This is a genomic window from Microbacterium aurantiacum (genome assembly GCF_031625015.1).
In the GTDB taxonomy this organism is placed as follows: Bacteria; Actinomycetota; Actinomycetes; order Actinomycetales; family Microbacteriaceae; genus Microbacterium; species Microbacterium aurantiacum.
On the sequence record NZ_JAHWXH010000004.1, the window covers coordinates 208,206 to 231,388 of the forward strand.

At 71.3% G+C, this 23,183-nt stretch carries 18 protein-coding genes; 9 read left to right on the top strand and 9 right to left on the bottom strand.

Annotation, left to right across the window (positions count from 1 at the left end; genetic code table 11):
• Positions 1-5 precede the first annotated feature (5 nt).
• Positions 6-2,810 carry a preprotein translocase subunit SecA gene (gene secA / locus KZC50_RS15070; RefSeq protein ID WP_310892182.1) on the bottom strand — a complete coding sequence of 935 codons (2,805 nt, stop codon included), beginning with the start codon at positions 2,808-2,810 and terminating at the stop codon, positions 6-8.
• Positions 2,811-3,000: 190 nt separating this feature from the next.
• Here secA and KZC50_RS15075 point away from each other — a divergent pair, with 190 nt between their 5' ends.
• The 3 genes from KZC50_RS15075 to KZC50_RS15085 all read left to right on the top strand — a co-directional run bounded on the left by KZC50_RS15075 (position 3,001) and on the right by KZC50_RS15085 (position 6,920).
• Positions 3,001-3,597, top strand: coding sequence for a PadR family transcriptional regulator (locus KZC50_RS15075; protein WP_310892183.1), 597 nt, complete (start codon positions 3,001-3,003; stop codon positions 3,595-3,597).
• A 60-nt stretch (positions 3,598-3,657) separates the two neighbouring features.
• Positions 3,658-5,472: a DEAD/DEAH box helicase gene (locus KZC50_RS15080; RefSeq protein WP_375294616.1), complete on the top strand. Its 1,815-nt coding sequence runs from the start codon at positions 3,658-3,660 to the stop codon at positions 5,470-5,472.
• A 95-nt stretch (positions 5,473-5,567) separates the two neighbouring features.
• A complete protein-coding gene (locus tag KZC50_RS15085; RefSeq protein ID WP_310892184.1) occupies positions 5,568-6,920 on the top strand; it encodes a hypothetical protein in 1,353 nt (450 codons plus the stop codon).
• Positions 6,921-7,001: 81 nt separating this feature from the next.
• On the opposite strand, the gene hpf is transcribed toward KZC50_RS15085, so the two are convergent.
• The 5 genes from hpf to mtrA all read right to left on the bottom strand — a co-directional run bounded on the left by hpf (position 7,002) and on the right by mtrA (position 12,654).
• Positions 7,002-7,658, bottom strand: coding sequence for a ribosome hibernation-promoting factor, HPF/YfiA family (gene hpf, locus KZC50_RS15090; RefSeq protein ID WP_053547703.1), 657 nt, complete (start codon positions 7,656-7,658; stop codon positions 7,002-7,004).
• 88 nt (positions 7,659-7,746) lie between these two features.
• The gene (locus KZC50_RS15095; RefSeq protein ID WP_310892185.1) at positions 7,747-8,448 is read right to left on the bottom strand and encodes a ComF family protein; all 702 of its coding nucleotides are present in this window, start codon (positions 8,446-8,448) and stop codon (positions 7,747-7,749) included.
• Positions 8,449-8,562: 114 nt separating this feature from the next.
• The gene (locus KZC50_RS15100; RefSeq protein ID WP_310892186.1) at positions 8,563-10,248 is read right to left on the bottom strand and encodes an LpqB family beta-propeller domain-containing protein; all 1,686 of its coding nucleotides are present in this window, start codon (positions 10,246-10,248) and stop codon (positions 8,563-8,565) included.
• Complete coding sequence (gene mtrB, locus KZC50_RS15105) at positions 10,245-11,918, bottom strand: MtrAB system histidine kinase MtrB (RefSeq protein WP_372461332.1); 1,674 nt, start codon at positions 11,916-11,918, stop codon at positions 10,245-10,247. Before mtrB ends, KZC50_RS15100 begins: the two co-directional genes overlap by 4 nt.
• A 55-nt stretch (positions 11,919-11,973) precedes the next feature.
• Positions 11,974-12,654, bottom strand: coding sequence for an MtrAB system response regulator MtrA (gene mtrA / locus KZC50_RS15110; RefSeq protein ID WP_310892187.1), 681 nt, complete (start codon positions 12,652-12,654; stop codon positions 11,974-11,976).
• Between the two features lie 211 nt (positions 12,655-12,865).
• Here mtrA and KZC50_RS15115 point away from each other — a divergent pair, with 211 nt between their 5' ends.
• The 6 genes from KZC50_RS15115 (at position 12,866) to KZC50_RS15140 (ending at position 19,163) form a co-directional block, all read left to right on the top strand.
• Positions 12,866-14,170 carry a glycerophosphoryl diester phosphodiesterase membrane domain-containing protein gene (locus KZC50_RS15115; protein ID WP_310892188.1) on the top strand — a complete coding sequence of 435 codons (1,305 nt, stop codon included), beginning with the start codon at positions 12,866-12,868 and terminating at the stop codon, positions 14,168-14,170.
• Between the two features lie 23 nt (positions 14,171-14,193).
• Positions 14,194-14,829 (top strand): DUF4129 domain-containing protein, encoded by a 636-nt coding sequence (locus tag KZC50_RS15120; RefSeq protein WP_310892189.1) that lies wholly within the window; start codon positions 14,194-14,196, stop codon positions 14,827-14,829.
• A complete protein-coding gene (locus KZC50_RS15125; RefSeq protein ID WP_310892190.1) occupies positions 14,826-16,001 on the top strand; it encodes a DUF4350 domain-containing protein in 1,176 nt (391 codons plus the stop codon). The genes KZC50_RS15120 and KZC50_RS15125 overlap by 4 nt, the downstream gene beginning before the upstream one ends.
• Positions 16,002-16,075: 74 nt before the next feature.
• The gene (locus tag KZC50_RS15130; RefSeq protein ID WP_236968426.1) at positions 16,076-17,005 is read left to right on the top strand and encodes an AAA family ATPase; all 930 of its coding nucleotides are present in this window, start codon (positions 16,076-16,078) and stop codon (positions 17,003-17,005) included.
• Between the two features lie 6 nt (positions 17,006-17,011).
• A complete protein-coding gene (locus KZC50_RS15135; protein WP_310892191.1) occupies positions 17,012-18,313 on the top strand; it encodes a DUF58 domain-containing protein in 1,302 nt (433 codons plus the stop codon).
• A gap of 91 nt (positions 18,314-18,404) precedes the next feature.
• Complete coding sequence (locus KZC50_RS15140; RefSeq protein ID WP_310892192.1) at positions 18,405-19,163, top strand: aquaporin; 759 nt, start codon at positions 18,405-18,407, stop codon at positions 19,161-19,163.
• 196 nt (positions 19,164-19,359) lie between these two features.
• Here KZC50_RS15140 and katG read toward each other — a convergent pair whose 3' ends face one another.
• From katG to KZC50_RS15155, 3 genes are read right to left on the bottom strand one after another with little or no spacing between them, the layout of a single operon-like run.
• Positions 19,360-21,639: a catalase/peroxidase HPI gene (gene katG, locus KZC50_RS15145; protein ID WP_310892193.1), complete on the bottom strand. Its 2,280-nt coding sequence runs from the start codon at positions 21,637-21,639 to the stop codon at positions 19,360-19,362.
• Between the two features lie 39 nt (positions 21,640-21,678).
• A complete protein-coding gene (locus KZC50_RS15150; RefSeq protein WP_310892194.1) occupies positions 21,679-22,119 on the bottom strand; it encodes a Fur family transcriptional regulator in 441 nt (146 codons plus the stop codon).
• A gap of 52 nt (positions 22,120-22,171) precedes the next feature.
• Positions 22,172-23,167, bottom strand: coding sequence for a stage II sporulation protein M (locus tag KZC50_RS15155; RefSeq protein ID WP_310892195.1), 996 nt, complete (start codon positions 23,165-23,167; stop codon positions 22,172-22,174).
• Between the last annotated feature and the right edge of the window lie 16 nt (positions 23,168-23,183).

Genomic DNA, 23,183 nt, shown 5'->3' on the forward strand with positions numbered 1-23,183 from the left:
CGCGATCACTTCTTCTTGTCGGCGGCGCGTCGCTGGGCGCGGTTCAGGGCACCCGAACCGGCGTCCTCGCCGGACTCGACCTTCTGCCCGAACGCGCCGCGGACCTCTTCCGCCGGAGCGGCGCCGGGCGCCGACGCTGCGGCCGCCTGCCGCATCCGGTTCGTCGATGCCTGCTGGACCTGGCCGCGCTCGTTGCGCACCTCGACCTCGCCCGCGTCGTTGGCGGCGGTGTACTCCAGCCGTGCGTTCTCGACGGGAGTGGCCCCCAGACCCTTCGCCTCGACCTGCGGTTCGCCGGCGTCGGCGCGGCGCACCTCGACCTCGAGGTTGTAGAGGTAGCCGACCGACTCCTCCTTGATCTGGCCCATCATCGCCTGGAACATCTGGTAGCCCTCGCGCTGATACTCGATCAGCGGGTCGCGCTGTGCCATCGCGCGCAATCCGATGCCGTCCTTGAGATAGTCCATCTCGTAGAGGTGGTCGCGCCAGCGACGATCGAGCACCTGCAGGACGACGCGACGCTCGAGCTCGCGCATGGCCGGCTCACCGAGCGACTCCTCGCGCTTGGCGTACGCGATCCGCGCGTCGGAGAGGATCTCGCGCTTCAGCCCCTCGGGGGTGATGCCGCCCTTGCGTCCCGCACCCTCCGCCACGACCTCGTCGATCGAGACGTCGACGGGGTAGAGCGTCTTCAGCTCGGTCCACAGCGCGTCGAAGTCCCAGCTCTCGTTGTGCCCGGTGCCGGTGTGGTCGTCGATGAGCGAGTTGATCGCATCCTCGATGAAATGCTGCACACGGTCGGCGATGTCGTCGCCGTGCAGGATCTGACGGCGATCCGAGTAGATCGCCTCGCGTTGCCGGTTCAGGACGTCGTCGTATTTCAGCACGTTCTTGCGGATTTCGGCGTTGCGCCCCTCGACCTGCGACTGCGCGCTCTTGATGGCACGCGAGACCATGCCGGATTCGATCGCGACGTCGTCGGGGAAGTTCGTCCGCGCCAGGATCGCCTCGGCCGCGCCCGACTGGAACAGCCGCATGAGGTCGTCCGTGAGCGACAGGTAGAACCGGCTCTCCCCCGGGTCGCCCTGACGGCCCGAACGGCCGCGCAGCTGGTTGTCGATGCGGCGCGACTCGTGGCGCTCGGTGCCGAGGACGTAGAGCCCGCCGGCGGCGACGACCTGTGCGCCCTCCTCGTCGACCGTGGCCTTCGTGGACTGGTAGACCTCGTCCCAGGCCGCCTCGTACTCCTCGGGCGTCTCGACCGGGTCGAGGCCGCGGGACTTCATCTCCTGGACCGCGAGGAACTCCGCGTTCCCGCCGAGCATGATGTCGGTGCCACGACCGGCCATGTTGGTGGCGACCGTGACGGCTCCGAGGCGTCCGGCCCGAGCGACGATCTCGGCCTCACGGGCGTGGTTCTTCGCGTTGAGGACCTCGTGCTTGATGCCCTTCTTCGCGAGGAGCCGCGAGAGGTACTCGCTCTTCTCGACGCTGACGGTTCCGACCAGCACCGGCTGGCCCTTTTCGTGGCGCGCGACGATGTCCTCGACGACCTGCGCGAACTTCGCCTGCTCGTTCTTGTAGACGAGGTCGGGCATGTCCTTGCGGACCATCGGCTTGTTCGTGGGGATCGGGACCACGCCGAGCTTGTAGGTCGACATGAACTCCGCCGCCTCGGTCTCGGCGGTACCGGTCATGCCGGCGAGCTTGTCGTAGAGGCGGAAGTAGTTCTGGAGGGTGACGGTGGCGAGGGTCTGGTTCTCAGCCTTCACCGGCACGCCCTCCTTCGCCTCGATGGCCTGGTGGATGCCCTCGTTGTACCGGCGACCCACCAGGATGCGACCGGTGTGCTCATCGACGATCATGACCTCGTCGTTCATCACGACGTAGTCGCTGTCGCGCTTGAACAGCGCCAGCGCCTTGATCGAGTTGTTCAGGAACGAGATCAGCGGCGTGTTGGCCGATTCGTAGAGGTTGTCGATGCCGAGGTAATCCTCGACCTTCTCGATGCCGGGTTCGAGAACGCCGATGGTGCGCTTCTTCTCGTCGACCTCGTAGTCGACACCCGCCTCGAGGGTCTTGGCGATCCGCGCGAATTCCACGAACCAGCGGTTGGCCTCGCCCGATGACGGACCCGAGATGATCAGCGGCGTGCGCGCCTCGTCGATGAGGATCGAGTCGACCTCGTCGACGATGGCGAAGAAGTGACCGCGCTGAACGAGATCCTCCTTCCGCCAGGCCATGTTGTCGCGCAGGTAATCGAAGCCGAACTCGTTGTTCGTGCCGTAGGTGATGTCGGCGTTGTACTGCTCACGACGCACCTCCGGCGTCTGCCCGGACACGATCGTCCCGGTCGTCATCCCGAGGGCGCGGTAGATGCGACCCATGAGCTCGGACTGATAGGACGCGAGGAAGTCGTTCACGGTGATCACGTGCACGCCCTGGCCGGCGATGGCGTTGAGGTACACCGGGAAGGCACCGGTCAGGGTCTTGCCCTCACCGGTCTTCATCTCGGCGATGTTGCCGAGATGGAGGGCGGCGCCGCCCATGATCTGGACGTCGTAGGCACGCTGACCGAGCGTGCGCTTGGCCGCCTCGCGCACGGCGGCGAATGCCTCCGGCATCAGCTGATCCAGCGTCGCACCGGCCTCGTAGCGGGCGCGCAGTTCGGCCGTCTCGCCCCGGAGCTCCTCATCGGTGAGGCCCTCGTAGTCCTCTTCGAGGGCGTTGACGGCCTTGACGACCTGGTGGAGCCGCCGAAGGATCCGTCCCTCGCCGGCGCGAAGCAGTTTCTCGAGAGGGTTGGCCACGAAAAGATCTCCATCTGTCGGGTGCGACGCGAGGCGTCGGGCCCCCGGGCGACGCCCGGGCATACTCGCCCATGTTATCCACCTGTGACCTTGAGGTGTGCTGGACGGGGCGAGGATGACGCATCCCTATACTCGGAAAACACATACCCGGTATGCAGACCGCCGCGACGGCGGAGTCGAGGAGTCGTCGATGTCGGTGCGTCAGAGCCTCTTGGCGATCCTCGATCAGGGCGCGTGCTACGGCTATCAGCTGCGCGCGGAGTTCGACCGACGTACCGGATCGACCTGGCCTCTGAACGTCGGGCAGATCTACAACACCCTCGACCGGCTCGAGCGCGACGGTCTGGTCCGCCGCGGCGAAGCCGACGAACTCGGGCACGTCTACTGGCACATCACCGAACCGGGGCGCGTCGAGGTGCGGACGTGGCTCGACGAACCCGTCGCCCGGACCGCCGGCACACGCGACGCGCTCGCGATCAAACTCGCCGTCGCCGCCACACTCCCCGGAGTGGATGCCGCGGACCTCGTCCGCCGTCAGCGGGAGGTCTCCGCCCGGATCCTGGAGGAGCTGCGCGCATCGCACCTCCTCGATGCCGCGACCGACGACGCGGAGGACTTCGCCCGCTCGCTCGTCCAAGAGGCGGTGGTCTTCCAAGCCGAGGCCGAAGTGCGCTGGCTGGACCACCTCGCCGGCCTCCTGGCGCAGCATCCCACCCCCGCGATGGGCCTGTCCCTGTCGACGCAGACGCCAAAGCGCGGGCGTCCGGTGACCGCCTCGGTGGCCTGAACACACCGGTCCTCGGACGGCATGCTGTCGCCTCACAGGCCGCGCACACTACCCTGAAGCGTGACCGAAACACAGCCTTCGCCCGATTCCGACCCCCAGATCGAGGCCGAGGCTCCCCAGGAGCCTGCCTCGCCGACCTTCGCCGACCTCGGCCTCGGAGAGGCCGTCCTCGAAGCTCTGCGGGGCGTCGGATACGAAACCCCCTCCGCCATCCAGGCGGCCACCATCCCGCCCCTGCTGGCCGGCCGCGACGTGGTGGGCCTCGCCCAGACCGGCACCGGCAAGACCGCCGCGTTCGCCCTGCCGGTCATCGATCGTCTCGACCTGACCCAGAAGACGCCGCAGGCCCTCGTGCTCGCGCCGACCCGCGAACTCGCCCTCCAGGTCTGCGAGGCGTTCGAGAAGTACGCCTCCCACCTCGACGGCGTGCACGTCCTCCCCGTCTACGGGGGGCAAGGCTACGGGGTGCAGCTGTCGGCCCTCCGCCGCGGCGTGCACATCGTCGTCGGCACCCCCGGCCGCATCATCGATCACCTCGAGAAGGGCACGCTCGATCTCTCCGAGCTGCGCTACCTCGTGCTCGACGAGGCCGACGAGATGCTGAAGATGGGCTTCGCGGAGGACGTCGAGACGATCCTCGCCGACACGCCCAAGACCAAGCAGGTCGCCCTCTTCTCGGCGACCATGCCGGCATCCATCCGACGGATGTCGCAGCAGTACCTGAACGATCCCGCCGAGATCACGGTCAAGACCAAGACGACCACCTCGGCGACGATCAGCCAGCGCTACCTCATGGTCTCGTGGCAACAGAAGATGGATGCCCTGACCCGCATCCTCGAGGTCGAGAACTTCGACGGCATGATCGTCTTCGGCCGCACGCGCAGCGTGACCGAGGAGATCGCCGAGAAGCTCCGCGCCCGCGGATACTCCGCCGCCGCCATCAACGGCGACGTCGCGCAGCCGATGCGCGAGAAGACGGTGAACCAGCTGAAGTCCGGCGCGCTCGACGTGCTCGTGGCCACCGATGTCGCCGCCCGCGGGCTCGACGTCGAGCGGATCTCCCACGTCGTGAACTTCGACATCCCCACCGACACCGAGTCGTACGTGCACCGCATCGGACGCACCGGTCGTGCGGGTCGTACCGGCGACGCCATCAGCTTCGTCACGCCGCGCGAGCGTTGGCTCGTCAAGGCCATCGAGAAGGCCACGCGGCAGGAGGTGACCGAGATGTCGCTGCCGAGCGTGGACGAGGTCAACGAGACCCGCCTCACCCGGTTCGACGACCGAATCACGGCCGCGCTCGCCGAGACGGAGCGCGTGGACCGCTTCCGTGACATCGTCGCCCACTACGTGCGCAACCACGATGTGCCCGAGGTCGATGTCGCGGCCGCGCTCGCGATCGTCGCGCAGGGAGAGACCCCGCTGCTGCTCGAGCCCGATCCCGAGCCCTCCGTGCGTCCTGCCCGCGCGGCGCGCGACGGCGAGCGCCCGGGGACTGCACGCGACCGCGGCACGGACCGGGACCGCGGCGGCGAGCGCGGCCCGCGCAAGGCGCCCCGCGGCGGGTTCGCCATGTACCGCATCGCGGTCGGCAAGCGCCACCGTGTCGAGCCCCGCCAGATCGTCGGCGCGCTCGCGAACGAGGGAGGCCTGCGTCGCGACGACTTCGGTGCGATCCAGATCCGCCCCGACTTCTCGCTCGTCGAGCTGCCGTCGCCCCTGCCCGCCGGTACCCTGGAGCGCCTCAGCGACACCCGGATCTCCGGCCGGCTGATCGAGCTACGCCCCGACACCGGCGGCCCCCGCCGACGCGACGGCGACCGTGACGACGACGCGCGCGGCCGGAAGCCCCGCCACGGCAGCCCCCGCGACTGACGACGCCACCCCGCTTCGGCGGGGCCCCTTCACGTTCGCCGAGAGCGCGAGGGTGGTCCCGCCGAGCGGGCGGTCGCCTGCATAGGATCGAGAGCATGGCCGGATTCTGGGGCAGTCGTAAGAAAGAGCGCGAGGAGCTCGCCGCGGCGGATGCCGACCTCGCACGCAACGCGCAGACGGCGCTTGTCGAGGCGGACGAGCGCATCCGCACCACGTCGGACGAACTGGTCTTCGCCGTCGCGGAGCTCGGGAACGACGCCACGAAGGATCTCCGCGACGCCCTCGACGCCGTGCGCACGCACCTGCAGGAGGCCTTCCACCTCCACCAGCTGAACCACGACGAGATCCCCGACACCCCGGAGGAGCTCCGCACCCGGAACGCCCGCATCGTGCAGCTGTGCGAGTGGGCCGGTGCGCTGCTGGACGACCGGACCGGCGCACTGTCCGAGGCGATCGCGCGGGCTCGCCGGGCCCCGGAGATCATCGCGCGCGTGCGAGCGGATGCCGCCACCCTGCGCACCCGTCTCCCCCACGCGCGCGACACCGTGGAGCGCCTGGCCGCCCGCTACTCCGACCACGCTCTCGCCCAGGTGCGCTCGAACCCCGCTGAGGCGGAGCAGCTCCTCGGCTTCGCCGAGCACAGCGCGTCGGTCGCCGAGCGCCGACGCGACGCCGGCAACCGCGAGCAGGCCAACATGGCCCTCGAAGCGGCGACGGAATCGGTGCGTCGCGCCGAGACCCTGATCGATGCGGTCGAGACGTTCGAGGTCGAAGCGCTCCGGGCCGAATCCCTCCTCGCCGCGATCATCGAGGACTCGCGCGAGGACATCGCCGTGGCCTTGCGTGAACCGCACTCCCCCGCGGTGAGCACCGCGATCGGGAATCTGCAGGCCGCCCTCGCCGCCCTGCCCGCGGCGGGCGTGAACACGGACCCCTTCGAGCAGCTGTCCCGCCTCCGCGAGGCCAATTCCGGGTTGGATGCCGCCATCGCCGCCGCCCGCGAGCGCGCCGCGCGCCCGATCCCGCCTCTCGAGCACGTCCGGCATGCCATCGACGACGCCGACCGTCAGCTCGCCGTCGCACGCGACGTCATCGCGGGCCACCGCGGATGGATCGGCGCAGACGCCCGGACCCGCCTGGCCGAGGCCGAGCGCGTCCGGCAGGACCTCGATCGCGCCCTCGGCACGAGCGCGTCGACCGCGGTGACGATCGCGGAGGACGACCGCGAGCCCGCGATGGCGCACGCCCGGCGCGCGGCGTTCCTCGCCGGCGAAGCGCTGCAGCTCGCCCAGCGCGACATCGACCAATCCCGTCCGCAGAACCCCGACTCGTGGGGCGGCGGACCCGGCTGGGGCGGTGGCGGACGCCGCGACGGCGGTTCGGGCGTGATGGGCGGCCTCCTCGGCGGCCTCGTGATCGGCAGCCTCCTGGACGGCATGTTCGACTGACCCCGGCGTCGGCGTACCGTCCGGGCGTCCACGCCCCGACGCGCGTGTGCCCCGGCACACGGCCGGGGCACACGCGGGTTGTCAGGACGCCACGACCTCCGGGGCCGTCTGCGTCGTCAGCGCGATGACACCGTAGTCCCATCCCTTGCGGCGGTACACCACACTCGGCTGGTCGCTCCGGGCATCGATGAACAGGAAGAAGTCGTGCCCGACCAGCTCCATGCGGTCGACGGCATCCTCCACGGTCATCCACTCCGCGTCGAAGCTCTTCGTGCGGATGACGACCGGGGTGTAATCCGCCTCCTCCTCCGCAGCGACGACCGGGACTTCCCCGGTGGCCACGGCGCGGAGCATCTCCACGGATGCCGGCTGCACGTCGATGCCGTGCAGCTCGCCGCTCTCCTTCTCGAACTTCGCCCCGCGCGGGTGGTTCCGCGCGTCGATGCGCTTGTCCTTCGCGCGACGCAGCTGCTCGCACAGCTTGTCCACGGCGAGATCGAGGGCGGTGAACTTGTCCCCGTCCGTGGCCTCCGCCCGCACGATGGGTCCCTTGCCGGTCACGGTGAGTTCGACGGTGTCGTCCTCGACCCGACCATTGTGGTACGCGCGGTGAGTGACCTTCACGTCCACGCGCTGCGCGCGGGGAGCGAGGTGCTCGATCCGGGTGACCTTGTCTTCGACGACCGAGCGGAATCGCTCGGTGATGCTCACACCCACGCCGACGATGCTGGTTTCCATCCCTGACCTCCTTGTTCCGGTCCTCCCGGTCAAGGGCGGACCTTCAGTCGCCTTGTGCACTCCACGCTAGTGCCGCGCGAGGCCGAAGTCACCTGGCAGTTTCCGATGCGCCGAATCCGCCCGCCCCGTCTCGGGCGACGGCGTGGTGACGCCGCGGTGTCGCCGCGAGGGCGACCGCTGCCACGACATGGGCGCCCTCCGCGCGCAGGGCCCGCACCGCGTCTTCGAGCGACGCGCCGGTGGTCACCACGTCGTCGAGGACGATCACCGACAGCCCCCGCACACCCGCCGCCACGAGACTTCCCCGGACGTTCCGGCGTCGCCCCTCGGCGTCGAGCCCCCGCTGATCCGCGGTCGCCCGCGCGAGCCGCAGGCAGCGCCGGATCGGGAGGCCGGCGCGGAGGGCGAGAAGCTCCGGAACCCGGTAGCCGCGGCGCCGGAACGCCGCTCGCGAGGTCGGCATGGGCGCGAAGACCGTCGCGTCGTGCGCGACGGATTCGACGGCGGCACGGAGAGCGGGTCCCAGCGCGCGCGCGATCGACGTCCTCCCCTCCTCCTTCAACGCGCGCATCACGCGCGCGGGGACCCCCTCGAACCGCAGGGCGCTCGCCAGCACGAGGTCGGTACCGGGCACGCGCCCGTGCACCACGGCGGGCGCGAGGGCGGCCTCGCACGTCGCGCAGAGGGCGATGTCCTCGGCGCCGCACCCGGCGCACTCGACCGGGAGCAGCAGGGTGAGCGCGTCGGCGAGCGCGCCGCGCACCGTCGCGGACCATCGAGGGGCATCCATCCGCCGAGCCTCGCGCCCGGTGTGCTCCTCACGCCGCGCGGGTGCGGCATCCGTGGAAGAACGCGGCCTCGGAGCGCCGGGGCCGCGCCTGGGGAGGAGGGCGCCGGTGAAGGGTTACTGGGGTGCGCCCTGCTGCGTCGCGAGGACACGGATGCCGGCTGCCGCTTGCTGCCACGTGGACCCGCGCCGAACGTACAGCGCGCCGTCCTCGCCGCGCAGGCGCACATTCGACAGCGACGTTCCGCCGGCGAGGGAGGCTGCGTCCCGTGGCGCCACCACCGTCGTACCCGGACCCCCCACGGCCTGCTCGAGGACGACGGTCGTGTCGTCCTGTCGCACGAGGACGCCGACGGTCTGGTCGTCGAGCCAGGCGACGTCGACGCCCGACCCGCCGAGGACCGACAGGAGCAGGGGCTCGTCCAGGACGATGGTGCCCTCGTCGGCACCGCGCCCGACCCCCGCTACCCACAGCACGGACCGGCCTCCCGCGGTCACCACGGCGGCGAGTCGCGTGCCGTCGCGGGAGAGCGAGAAGGCCTCGATGCCGGTCGCGTCGGGGAACGCACCCTCGACATCGATCGGCTCCCCCGCGAGGGGGAAGACGCGCAGCGCCGACGGGTCCTCGCGCGGGACGCTCCAGACCCCGCCGCCGGGACCGATCGTGGGGTCGAGGAGACCCGCGCGCTCGTCGAGGACCACGCTGGTCCGATCGTCGCGGACGCGCGCGACTTCGCCGGTCCGGAGCAGAAGCGCGGCGAGGTCGCGATCGGCGGAGGTCTGGATCGCCACGGGGTCTACCGTCGTCATCACGTCGCTCAGTCCCGCGACCGGCTCGAGCTCGTCACCGGCGAGGTAGCCGAAGCCGAGCTCGGTCAGCACGAGCGGGGCGCCGGGGATGCGCGTGGAGCGGACGGGCGCGGCGGTCGCCTCGAGCGGCGTGCCGTCGACGCTCATCTGCACGGCCGTGACGTTCGCCGTCGCGAGACTCGCCTCCAGCTGGGCCTGCATCCGATCGAGTGCCTGCGTGTCGGACGCGAGGACGCTCTCGGTGAGCTCCACCTCGGCCACGCCCGCGGACACGGGCACCGTCGGCCGGGCCTCGACGCCCTCGGGGAAGGCGGAGAACACGGCGCCGTCGAGCCAGTCGCTCTTGCTGCGGTTGACCAGCGCGTCGACGATGCTCGTCGCGGCGGTCGTGGTGGGGAACCACCGCACGTCGGGGACGAGGTACTCCCACCCGGGCGAGAAGTACATCACCGCGTACTCGTGGAAGACGCTCGGGAACAGCGCGCGGTCGAGAACCACGCCGTCCGGGGCGGCGGTGATCCGCCATTCGCCGTCGTCCTGCTGGGCGAGTTCGTACGACAGGGTGGTCGCCGCCTCGTCGGCCTGCTGGTACGAGCCGCGGGCGTCGGTCGTGCCCACCACCGTCAACGAGACCGAGACGAGGCCCTCCCCCGTCTCGACCGGCACGCGGTCGTTCTCGAGGTCGATGATCACACCCGCCGACGGACGCCACGCCGACCGGAAGCCTGGCGCGAGGAACTCCCGCGCGCGCTCCCACCGGGCGCCCGCGCCCGGGGCGGACCCGGCGCGGATGAAGCCCTCGACGATCTGTTGCGGCGTCGCGCCGGGAAGCGGACCGACCGGCCGGAAGAAGACCTCCTGCGACCCCTCGGCCTCACCGGGCGCGCGTCCCGGATTGACCGGGCCGCTCGTGGGGAGACCGGCGCACGCGGTGAGCACGACGGCGAGGAGCGCGGCGCCGAGCCACGCGAAGAGGCGACGTCCCGCGGTCATCGTGCGCCCTCCGTCTGGGAACCGTCGGGCAGGAGCACGTCGATCGGCTGCGTGCCGCCGAGGGCGTCGAGCGGAGCCGCGGAGTCGTCACCGGGATCGAGCGCGATCGGCGAAGGCCCGGTGAGCACTCCTCCGCGCCGCGGAAGGGTGAGGACGAAGTGCGAACCGCGGCCGACCTCGGTCCACACCGCCAGGTCGCCGCCGTGCAGGCGCGCATCGCCGAGCGAGATCGACAGTCCGAGACCCGTGCCGCCGATGGTCCGCTTCCGGGACGGATCGGCGCGCCAGAACCGGTCGAAGACCCGCTCGGCATCCGCGGCCTTCATGCCGAGACCGTAGTCGCGCACCCCGAGCGCCACCGCCTGCTGGTCGCTGTCGACGGTGACGACGATGGGACGGCCCTCCCCGTGTTCGATGGCGTTGCCGAGGAGGTTGCGGACCACCCGGCGCACCCGGCGCGGATCCATGTCGACCGGGGAATATCCTCCCGGAGCGACCAGACGGACGTCAGTGCCGTTCTGGTCGGCGAGCTGCTGCATCGAGGCGATGACATCCTCCGCGAGATGGGCGAGGCTCGTCGGCTCGAGTTCCAGCTGCACCGACCCCGCGTCGTAGCGCGAGATCTCCAGGAGGTCGGTCAGGAGGGTCTCGAAGCGCTGGACCTGGGCGTTCAGGAGCTCGGCGGCGCGGGCAGTGGCCGGATCGAACTCCTCTCGTCGGTCGTTGATCATGTCCGCGGCCAGGCGGATCGTCGTCAGCGGCGTCCGCAGTTCGTGCGAGACGTCCGACACGAAGCGCTGCTGCACGAGGGAGAGATCGGCGAGCTCTTTGATCTGCGATTCGATGCTGTCGGCCATCGCGTTGAAGGAGCGCCCGAGCGTCGCCAGCTCGTCCTCACCCCGCACCGGAAGCCGCACACCGAGCTCGCCCGCGGCGAGCTTCGCGCTGGTGTCGGCGGCCTCGCCGATCGGCGTGGTCACCGAGCGAAGGACGAACCATGCGATGCCGCTGATGAGCAGCACCAGCCCGATGCCGACGATCCACAGGGTGCTCTGCACGAAGCCCAGGGTCTGGGGTGCGCCGGCGAGGTCGTAGCCGAGGTACAGCTCGTACGGACCGATCTCGGGGACGGACAGCTGCTGCCCGACGAGGATGCCGGGGACCGTGGTGCCGTCACCGGCCGGGAGTGCCACCGACTGCCACCACTGCTGATCCGGATCCAGCTGCACCCGATCGCGCAGGCCGTCGGTGACGATGTCCTCGATGCCGAGGAGGGAGGTGAAGTCCTGCGGGGCGTCGGCGGTGGGCGGCCCGATGCGGAACGCCGCGCTGACCGTGCTCGCCGACTGCTGTGCCAGGGTGTTGCGCACGACCGTCCAGACGTTCTGCAGCTGGACGCCGTCACCCTGCACCGACGCGTCGATCGTCCGCTGCGCGGCGACGGTCGCACGCTGGGCGTCGCGCAGCACCTGGTCCTTGCGCGACTCGAAGAGCTCGTTCTGGATCGCCAGGGCCATCCAGACGCAGGCCACGGTCACCGCGAGCGCCGTGAGACCGAGCGTCACCAGGATCGTGCGGAACCGCAGACTCCGTCGCCAGAGGGTCCGGAGGTTCCGCCACCACACCCGCCATCGCACACGGCGGCTGAGGGGCGTCGCGGTGGTGATCACCCCGGTGGTGACGGTCCCCGCGGGAGCCGCGCCCGGGGTGGACGACAGCGTCACCTCACACGACCGTGCCCGCTCGATAGCCCACACCGCGCACCGTCGTGACGATCCGCGGGTTGTCGGGGTCGAGCTCGACCTTGGCGCGCAGGCGCTGGACGTGCACGTTCACCAGTCGCGTGTCGGCCTTGTAGTGATAGCCCCAGACCTGCTCGAGGAGCATCTCGCGCGAGAAGACCTGCTGCGGCTTCGAGGCGAGGGCCACGAGGAGCTCGAACTCCAGAGGCGTGAGCGGGATGACCTCGTCACCGCGCCGGACCTCGTGCGCGGCGACATCGACGGTGAGGTCGCCGATGCGCAGCGTGTCGCTCGCGGGCTGACCGGCCGGACGCAGACGCGTGCGGATGCGGGCGACCAGCTCTTTCGGGTTGAACGGCTTGACGATGTAGTCGTCCGCGCCGGACTCCAGGCCCTTCACCACGTCGGCGGTGTCGGTGCGCGCGGTGAGCATGATGATAGGGATGCCGGACTCCGCGCGCACGCGCGTGCAGATCTCGATCCCGTCCATGCCCGGGAGCATCAGGTCCAGGAGGATCAGGTCGGGCTTCTCGGTGCGCCACGCCTCGACCGCCTGCCCGCCGTCCGCGCAGAACGCCGTCTCGAAACCCTCTGTGCGCAGGACGATGCCGATCATCTCGGCGAGGGCGGTGTCGTCGTCGACCACCAGGATGCGTGAGGTCATCTCGCGGGTTCGTCCTCCACGTTCGGCGGGGTCGCCGATCAAGCGGTCCCCGTGCGCTTGTCACAGAGTAGTCGACCCGTCTGGATACCCGCCGCACACCGGGCCGGTGTCGCCGAGCGGCCGCGGCGCGTGTGACACGATAGGACCACCCGTCCGGTCCCCGAGACAGGACGGGATCCGAGCACAGGGAAACCATGCACAAGGGGGCACCGTGACCGCGTACCCGGCCTGGACGCCGGCTTCTCGCCCGGGGATCATCCCCCTGCATCCGCTCTCCTTCGGCACGATCCTCGGCCGCTCGTTCACGGCGCTGCGGCAGAACCCGCGCGTGCTGCTCGGGTTCGCCCTGGTCGTGCAGACGGTGGCCTATCTCGTCGTGCTCGTCGCCATCGGCGGCGTGGCGTTCGCGACCTTCGCCCGCCTGGACACGGTCCGACCGGGAAGCGAGGAGTTCGAGACGATTCTCGTCGGCTCGATCGCGATCACCGCCATCGCCTCCCTCGTGCTGGGTCTGGCCGCCGGAGCCCTCGGGGTTCTGGTGCAGGCGATCGTGGTGACCGAGGTCACCCACGCAGCCGTCGCCGAGAAGCTGCGCCTGGGACAGCTGTGGCAGCGGGTGAAGCCCGTCGCCTGGCGGCTCATCGGCTACACCGCCCTCATCCTCGTCGTGATCGTCGGCGCGCTGGCGATCGTGGCGCTGGTGATCGTCTCGCTCGCGCTCGTCGCCGTTCCGGTCGCGGTCATCCTCGGCATCCTGATCGTGCTCGGGATGATCCCGCTCGTCTGGTGGCTGACGATCAAGCTCCTCCTCGTGCCGGCGGTCATCCTCATGGAGCAGGCCACGATCGGTCGGGCCATCGGCCGGTCCTGGCGCCTGACCAAGGGACGCTTCTGGCCCGCCCTGGGCGTGATCTTCCTCATCTCGCTGGTCTTCGGAGCCGTGGGACAGGTCATCTCGATCCCCTTCACCTTTCTCTCCAGCGGCCTGACGACGATCATCTCCCCCACGGGTGACCCCGCCCCGGCCGTGATCATCGGCACGATCGTGACGCTGCTCCTCGCGCAGGTGCTCACCCTCCTCATCCAGGCGGTCGCGGTTGTGGTGACCTCCACCGCGACGGCGCTCATCTACATCGACGCACGGATGCGGCGCGAGGGCCTCGACCTCGACCTCATGGCCTACGTCGAGCAGCGAGATGCGGGTGCCACAGGCCTCGGCGACCCCTACCGGGCCCACATCGGACGCGAGATCGCCCCGCGTGCGGCGGCGCCGGCGCCCGTGCCCGGTGCCGCGCCGTACCCGCCCGCGGCCGGATATCCCGGCGCGGGGTACACGGCCCCGGGTGCGACGTACGCACCCCCCGCCGGGTACGCACCGGCAGCGGCGCCCGCTCCCCCGGCGCCGGAGGCACCGGCCGCGCCGGCACCGGAGTCGGCGCCGGAGTCTCCGGCCGCGCCGGCACCGACCCAGTGGGCGGCTCCGGGCACCTCCGGATCCGAGGCCCCGCGCGAGTGAGGCCGCCGCTGACCGTCACGGCCGTGCCGCCGCTCCTCCCCGACGGGGACGAGGCACGGGAGTGGGCCGAGCGCGAGCTCGCCGACCCCGCCTATCGGATCGCCGAACCGACACCGCTCGATCGTGCCGCTCGGGCGGTCGTGGACTTCTTCACCGACCTCTTCTCCACGCCGCTGGACGGTGGCCTCGGCCCGACCGTCGCGCTCGTCGCGGCGATCGTGGCGGTCCTCCTCATCGGCGCCGCCTTCGCCGTGTGGGGGATGCCGCGCCGGCGCCCTCGGGCACCCGCGGCGCCGACGATCCTCTTCGGAGAGCGGGAAGACCGATCCGCGGACGACCTCCGACGGGCAGCGGAAGAGGGGGCCCGCGCCGGCGACTTCGACGCCGCGGTGGTCCTGCGCTTCCGCGCCCTCGCGCGCGCATGCCTCGAGCGCGGGGTCGTCGACCTCCCGCCCGGTGCGACGGTGCACGCCTTCGCGCGCGCGGCATCGGCATCCTTCCCCGCCTCCCGCGAGGGCCTGGATCGGGTCGCCGACGACTTCGACGACGTCCGCTACCTCCGGAAGCCCGGGTCGGCCGAGGCGTACCGCCGCGTGAGCGAGGTCGACGACGAGATCCGCCGCGCCACCCCCCGCACCGCCGCGGTGGTCCCGGCATGAGCGCGGCATCCGTCTCCGAGCGGACGACCACGCGCGGACGGCGCATCGGCACGTGGGTCGTGATCGCGCTCGTCCTGCTCCTGGTCGGGGCGGCCGGCGCCGCGATCTCGAGCCTGTCCGAGTGGAGCCAGCGCGGGGTCCTGGACCCGGAGTCGGCAGGACCCCAGGGCACCCGCGCGGTCGTGGAGATCCTGCGGGAGCAGGGTGTGGACGTGCGCGTCGCCCGGTCGCGCGACGACGCCGCCGAGCTGCTCGCGGCCGGGGCGGCGACTCTCGTCCTGCCCGACGCCCCCGCCCTGTCGGATGAGGCGTTGGAGGCCCTCGCCGACGAGGCCGCGGACGTCGTGCTGATCGAGCCGCGTTCGCGCACCCTGTCGATGTTCCTCGCGGATGCCGCACCCGGCGGAGTCGCCGACGGCGACGCGGTCGCCCCCGCCTGCGCGCTGCCCGCCGCAGAGCGCGCCGGCGCGATCACGCCCGGAGTCCTGTATCTCGCGGGGGATGCCGCCACCGCCTGCTATCCGGTCGACGACGCCCAGGCCCTGCTCGTCACCGCGGACGGCGACGCCTCGCGCAGCGCCGTGGATGGCCGGTCGATCATGACGAACGAGAACCTCGCCGCCGAGGGCAACGCCGCCCTGTCGCTCGCTCTCCTCGGGCAGAACCCGGTGGCGGTCTGGTACGTCCCGAACGTCGCCGACTCCGACCTGGCGCCCGGCGACCTGTCGCTCGGCGAGCTCACTCCCCCGTGGGTGAGCCCCGTCATCGTGCTGCTCCTCGCGGCGGGCGTCGCGGCGGCGATCTGGCAGGGGCGCCGGTTCGGCCCGCTCGTCGCCGAGCGGCTTCCCGTGACCGTCCGCGCCGCCGAGACGACCCAGGGACGCGCGCGACTCTACGCCCAGACGCGCGACCGCACCCACGCTCTCGACGAGCTGCGGATCGCAGCCCTCCGGCGCCTGGCCCGCGCGCTCGGCCTCGGCCCCGCGGCTTCCGCTGCGGAGATAGCCGATGCCGCGGCGCTGCGCACCGGCACCGACCGCGGCGTCGCCCGCGGCATCCTGATCGACGACCTCCCCGGCACCGACGAGCGCTTCGTCGCCGTCGCCGCGTCCCTGCGAGACCTCGAGGAGGCCGTGCACGCGGCCGTCCGACCGGAAAGGAACACCCCGTGACCGATTCCCCGCTCACCCCCGCCGCCGACGCCGCGGCATCCGTCGCTGTCGACGACGCGGCGCTCCGCGAGGCCATGAACCGCGTGCGCACCGAGGTCGGCAAGGCCGTCGTCGGACAGGACGGCACCGTCACCGGGCTCCTGATCGCGCTGCTGGCTCGTGGCCACGTGCTGCTGGAGGGTGTGCCGGGGGTGGCCAAGACGCTTCTCGTGCGCGCGTTCAGCACCGCCCTGGGCCTGGACACCAAGCGCATCCAGTTCACCCCGGACCTGATGCCGGGCGACGTGTCGGGTTCGCTCGTCTACGACGCGCGGACCGGCGAGTTCGAGTTCCGCGACGGACCGGTGTTCACCAACATCGTGCTCGCGGACGAGATCAACCGGACCCCGCCCAAGACGCAGTCCGCCCTCCTGGAGGCGATGGAGGAACGCCAGGTGTCGACCGACGGGGTCTCGCGACGCCTCCCCGATCCGTTCCTCGTCGCGGCCACGCAGAACCCGATCGAGCACGAGGGCACCTACACGCTCCCCGAGGCGCAGCTTGACCGGTTCCTCCTGAAGCTCATCGTGGAGGCGCCGTCCCGCGAGGCCGAGATGACGGTGCTCCGCCGCCACGCGAGCGGCTTCGACCCGCGCGACCTCGCCGCTGCGGGCCTCGTGCGCGCCGCGAGCATCGACGAGGTCCACGCCGCGCAGCGCGCCGCGGCGCGGGTGGACGTCTCCGACGATCTGCTCGGCTACGTCGTCGACCTCGCCCAGGCAACGCGCCGGAGCCCCTCGGTGCAGGTGGGTGTGAGCCCCCGCGCGACCACGGCCCTCCTCGCCGCGGCGAAAGCGTGGGCGTGGCTCGGCGGCTATCCCGCGATCACCCCCGACCACGTGCAGACCATGCTCGTGCCGACGTGGCGCCACCGCATCCGTCTCCGGGCGGATGCCGAGCTCGAGGGCGTCTCGGTCGACGCCGTCCTCACGTCGGTGCTGCAGCAGACCCGCGTCCCCGTCTGATCCGCCGTGTTCGTCACCGCCCGCCTCCCCCTGCTCGTCGCCGCCGGCGCCGTGCCGGTGGTGCTGCTGTCGCTCGCGGGCATCGACGCCTGGATCGCCGCCGGGGCGTGGCTGCTCCTGTGTGTCGCCGTGACCCTCGTCGACGCCTTCGCCGCCCCCGATCCCGGCGACCTGCGCGTGGAGCGCTCCCTGCCGAGCAGGGCGCGTCTCGGCACGCCGGTGGCCACGGACCTGACCCTCCGCAACACCGGATCGCGGCGCATCCGCGGCCGCGTGCGGGATGCCTGGCAGCCCACCGCGGGCGCGCCGGCCGATCGACCGCGCATCGACATCCCCGCCGGCGAGGCGAGGACCCTCGGCATCCCACTGCTCCCCCGCCGCCGCGGCGAACTCACCTCGCGTTTCGTCGTCGTCCGCGCGGAGGGGCCGCTGCGGATCGCGGGACGCCAGCGCCGCCTCGACGCCCTCGGTGTCATCCGGGTGCTCCCGCCCTTCCACGCCCGCCGGCACCTGCCCTCGCGCCTCGCGCGTCTGCGCGAACTCGACGGCAACACCAGCGTGCAGGTGCGCGGACAGGGCACCGAGTTCGACAGCCTCCGCGAGTACGTCCGCGGCGACGACGTCCGCTCGATCGACTGGCGCGCCACCGCACGCGCGGGCACGACGATGCTCCGCACCTGGCGGCCCGAGCGCGACCGGCACATCGTCATCGTCATCGACACCGGGCGCACCTCCGCCGCGCGCGTCGGCGACGGCGTGCGCATGGATGCCGCGATGGAGGCGGCCCTGCTGCTCTCGGCGCTCGCGACCCGCGCGGGCGATCACGTGCACCTGGTCATGTTCGATCGCGCCGTCCGTGCACGGGTGAGCCGCGTGGACGGCCCCGCGCTCCTGCCCGCGCTCGTGGACGCGATGGCACCGGTGGAACCGCAGCTCATCGACACCGACTGGGACGCCGCGATCGCGCAGGTCCGCGCCCTCACCTCCCGCCCCTCGCTCGTGGTGCTGCTGACCGCACAGGACGCCGTGGGCGCTGCGCGCGGGTTCCTCGCGACGCTGCCGGCGCTGACCCGCGATGCGGTGGTGCTCGTGGGGTCGGTGACCGAGGATGTGGCATCCGTTCCCGACCGTCCCGATGTCGACGACCTCTATGCGCAGGCGGCCGCCGCGCGCGCCGAGAGGGATGCTGCCGCGGTGGCCGCGGCGGTCGTCCGTGCGGGGGCCGATGCGATCGCCGGCTCACCGGACGACCTCCCCCCGCGGATCGCCGACCGCTACCTCGCCCTCAAGGCCGCCGGCCGCCTGTAGCTGGGCACCGACACGCGAGGTCATTTCGCGCGCCGAGTCTGGGAAAAACCTGGGCGCCTCGGTACTCTCACGACGAGGAAAGGAGTCCGCCATGTCGGATGCCGCAACCACCCCGTCTACGGCCACCAAGCTCGTCGCGGAGGCCCTGGGGACGTTTCTGCTGGTTTTCGGTGCGATCGGTACGGCGCTCGTCGCCGGCGAGGTCGTGGGAGTGCTCGGGATCTCGCTGGCCTTCGGCCTGACGATCCTCGCGGGCATCTACGCGTGGGGCCCGATCTCGGGCGGCCACTTCAACCCCGCGGTCACCGTGGGGCTCGCCGCCGCGGGACGTTTCGCCTGGAAGGACGCCCCCGGCTACATCATCGCCCAGATCATCGGCGGGGCGCTCGGGACGACGCTCATCGTCCTCATCGGCCTGTTCGGACCGGAGGGGTGGCTCACCGCCGCGCAGGACGGCGGCTTCGCCAGCAACGGCTTCGGCGGCGCCTCCCCCGGCGGCTTCGGTCTGGGGGCGGCGATCATCGCCGAGATCCTGTTCACCGCGATCTTCGTGCTGATCATCCTCGGCGTCACCCACCCGCAGCGGGGAACGGCGGGCTTCGCCGGCATCGCGATCGGTCTCACCCTGACCCTGATCCACCTTGCCTCGATTCCGATCGACAACACCTCGGTGAACCCTGCCCGGTCCATCGCGACCGCCCTGTACGGCGGCGGCGAGGCGCTCCTCCAGCTGTGGGTGTTCCTCGTCTTCCCGATCGTGGGCGCGCTCGTCGCGGGCCTCCTGCACCGCGCGCTCTTCGAGCCCAAGGGCTCGGTGCCCCCGGCTCCCAAGGAAGCGCGCGTCAAGTAGCCCCGCGCGACAGCCCTCGGTGAAGAACGCGGGAGAAATCGTGCGAAACGCAACCGAAGAGGGCCGACACGCCGAGAATCGCCCCGGGGTTTGACGGGCCCGGCCCGCGCCTGCCCCTCCGCCCTGCCAACGACGAAAGGCCCGCCCCGGGGGATCCGGGGCGGGCCTTTCGTGTCGATCAGACGTCGGCGCGGTGTCAGCGCAGGTCGAACCGATCGAGTTCGGTGACCTTGCCCCAGGCCTTGACGAACTCGCGCACGAACTTCTCGTTCGCGTCGTCCGAGGCGTAGACCTCGGCGAGCGCGCGCAGCTCGGAGTTCGAGCCGAACAGCAGGTCGGCGCGCGTGCCGATGCCGACGAGCTCGCCCGAACCGTCCTTCGTGCCCTGGAACGCGTGCGCTCCCGGGTCGAGCGGCTTCCAGGTGGTGCCGAGGTCGAGGAGGTTCACGAAGAAGTCGTTCGAGAGGACTCCCGGACGCTCGGTGAAGACCCCGAGCTGCGAACCGTCGTAGTTGGCGCCCAGCACGCGGAGCCCGCCGACGAGGACCGTCATCTCCGGCGCGCTGAGGGTGAGGAGGTTCGCCTTGTCGACCAGCAGGTACTCCGCCGGCAGTTCGGCGAGCGGGCCGTAGTAGTTGCGGAACCCGTCGGCGACGGGCTCGAGCCAGTCGAAGGACTCCACGTCGGTCTGCTCGATCGAGGCGTCGGTGCGACCCGGGTGGAAGACCACCTGGGCCTCGACACCGGCATCCGCCGCCGCCTTCTCGACGCCCGCGTTGCCGGCGAGCACGATGAGGTCGGCCAGCGACACCTTCTTGCCGTCGGTGCGGTCGGCGTCGAACGAGGCCTTGATGCCCTCGAGCACGCCGAGCACCTTCTGCAGCTGGGCGGGGTTGTTGACGGCCCAGTCCTTCTGCGGGGCGAGCCGCACGCGCGCGCCATTGACGCCGCCGCGCTTGTCGCTGCCTCGGAAGGTGGATGCCGCGGCCCACGTGGTCGAGACGAGCTCGGCCACGGTCAGCCCGGAGTCCAGGATCTGCGCCTTCAGCGCCGCCGCGTCGGCGTCGTCGATGAGGACGTGGTCGACCGCGGGGATCGGGTCCTGCCAGATGAGGTCCTCGGCGGGGACCTCGGGACCGAGGTAGCGGGCCTTGGGGCCCATGTCGCGGTGGGTCAGCTTGAACCACGCGCGCGCGAACGCGTCGCCGAACGCCACCGGGTCCTCGAGGAAGCGGCGCGAGATCTTCTCGTACGCCGGGTCCATGCGAAGCGCCAGGTCGGTGGTCAGCATGCGCGGCTCGCGACGCTGCGACGGGTCGTGGGCGAGGGGAACCATGTCGGCGCCGCCGCCGTTCTTCGGACGCCACTGGTGCGCGCCGGCCGGGCTCTTGGTGAGCTCCCAGTCGTAGGCGAACAGGATGTGGAAGAACTCGTTGTCCCAGCGGGTCGGGTGGTAGGTCCACGTCACCTCGAGGCCCGAGGTGATCGTGTCGTCGCCCTTGCCGGTGCCGTAGGAGTTGCTCCAGCCCAGGCCCTGCTCCTCGAGACCGGCGGCCTCGGGGTTGACGTCGAGGTGCGCGTCGGACGCCGCACCGTGGGTCTTGCCGAAGGTGTGCCCACCGGCGATGAGGGCGACGGTCTCCTCGTCGTTCATGGCCATGCGGCCGAACGTCTCGCGGATGTCGTGCGCCGCGAGGAGCGGGTCGGGGTTGCCCTCCGGACCCTCCGGGTTGACGTAGATGAGGCCCATGTGGGTCGCGCCCAGGGGGCCACGGAGCTTGCGGTCGGATCCGGTGAAGCGCTGGTCGCTGCCCATCCACTCCGTCTCGCCACCCCAGTACACGTCGTCGTCGGGCTCCCAGACGTCGGGGCGTCCGCCGGCGAAGCCGAAGGTGTTGAAGCCCATGGACTCCAGCGCGACGTTGCCGGCGAGGATCATGAGGTCGGCCCACGACAGCGACTGGCCGTACTTCTTCTTCACGGGCCAGAGGAGGCGCCGGGCCTTGTCGAGGTTGACGTTGTCGGGCCAGCTGTTCAGCGGCGCGAAGCGCTGCTGACCCGCACCGCCGCCGCCACGGCCGTCGGTGACGCGGTAGGTGCCCGCGGAGTGCCACGCCATGCGGATCATGAGCGGGCCGTAGTGTCCGAAGTCGGCGGGCCACCAGTCCTGCGAGGTGGTCATCAGCTCTTCGATGTCCTTCTTCACCGCGGCGAGGTCGAGCTTCGCGAACGCCTCGGCGTAGTCGAAGTCCTCGCCGAGCGGGTTCGCCACGGCGGGGTTCTTCGCGAGGATCTTCAGGTTCAGCTTGTTCGGCCACCAGACGCGGTTGGCCTCGCCCGCGGTGGGGTGGGGCATCGAGGTGTGGACGACCGGGCAGCCGCCGGCCGCGGCCTCGGGCTCGTCGGTGACGGTGACGGACTGTTCGGGCTCGACCTCTCCGCCGACGCCGGCGGTGGCCTCATCGTGATGGGACATGGTGTTCCTTCCTCGAGGGGTGGGGTGACGGATGCCGGTTCAGGTGGCGGGTGCGCCCGCGCACGCGGGGCACACCCCCCAGAACGTGACCTCCGCGGAGGCCACGGTGAACCCGCGGGAGTGGGAGGGGGTCAGGCACGGCGCTTCGCCGACGACGCAGTCCACGTCTTCCACCGCGCCGCAGCGCGAGCAGACGAGGTGGTGGTGGTTGTCGCCGACGCGGAGCTCGTACATCCCCGCGCGCCCGGCCGGTTCGATCCGGCGGGCGATGCCCGCGTCGGTGAAGTCGCCGAGGGCGTTGTACACCGACTGGCGGCTGGCGCCCGGCATCCGCTCGACGACGAGCGGGAAGAGCTCGTCGACGGAGGAGTGCGGGCGTGCCGCGAGCGCGTCGAGCACCGCTCGTCGCGACTCGGTGACTCTCAGGCCCGCGTCGCGCAGAACGGCGCTCGCGTCGGGTCCGGAGTGGTCGTCATGCACCCCGACATCGTACCGCTTTTTTGATCAGATCAAAAGAAGAGCGGATGCCGGATCACCCGGCGACGAGGGTCGGGGTGCCGGCGTCGGCCTCTTCGAGATCGCCCGTCTCCCCCAGCCGGACGGCACGTCGCCCCACGACCAGCATGTAGACGAGGAACAGGGCGAGGGCGGCCGCGCCGATGCCGATCTTGATCGGCCACGGCCACGGCTGCGCGGTCACGAAACCCTCGATGAGGCCCGAGACGGCGAGCGCGATGACGAGCCCGATGGCGATGGTGGCCAGCGATCGTCCGGCCGCGGCGAGGGCCTCTCCGCGCGAACGCCGGCCGGGCGCCACCCACGCCCAGAAGATGTGCAGACCCGCCGCCCCCGCGACGAAGATCGACGTGAGCTCGAGCAGCCCGTGCGGGAGGATGAAGAGCAGGAACACGTCACCCCGGTCGAAGGCGAGCATGACGGCGGCGGCGGTCCCGACGCCCACGGCGTTCTGCACCAGCACCATCAGCGGCCAGATGCCGGTGATGCCGAACAGGACGCACTGGGCGGCGATCCAGGCGTTGTTGGTCCACACCGTCCCGGCGAAGACGGCCGCGGGGTTCTCGCTGTAGTAATCGGTGAACTGCTCTTCGGCGTACTGCTCGAGCTGGAGCTGCGGCCCGAGGCTCGCCACGAGCGCCGGGTCGCCCGAGACCCAGAACGCCACGACCGCGCCTGTGGCGATGAACGCGAGCGCGATCACGAGCGTGGTCCAGCGCACGCGGTACAGCGCCGCGGGCAGCTGGAGCACGAAGAAGCGCGGGATCTGCCGCATGACGTTCTCCGGCGCACCGGTGAGCTTCAGCCGGGCGCGGGCGAGGACGGTGGAGAGGTAGTCGCCCTGTGTGGTGCGACCGGCGGAGGTCTTCAGATCGGCGAGGTCCGCGGATGCCGCGCGGTACCGCTCGACGAGCTCGTCGATCTCGGCTCCGGTGAGGTGGCGCTGTCGACTCAGGGCGTCGAGGCGCGCCCACTCCTCGCGCCGGGCGGAGGTCAGGGCGTCGAGGTCCATTTGATTTACTGTACCC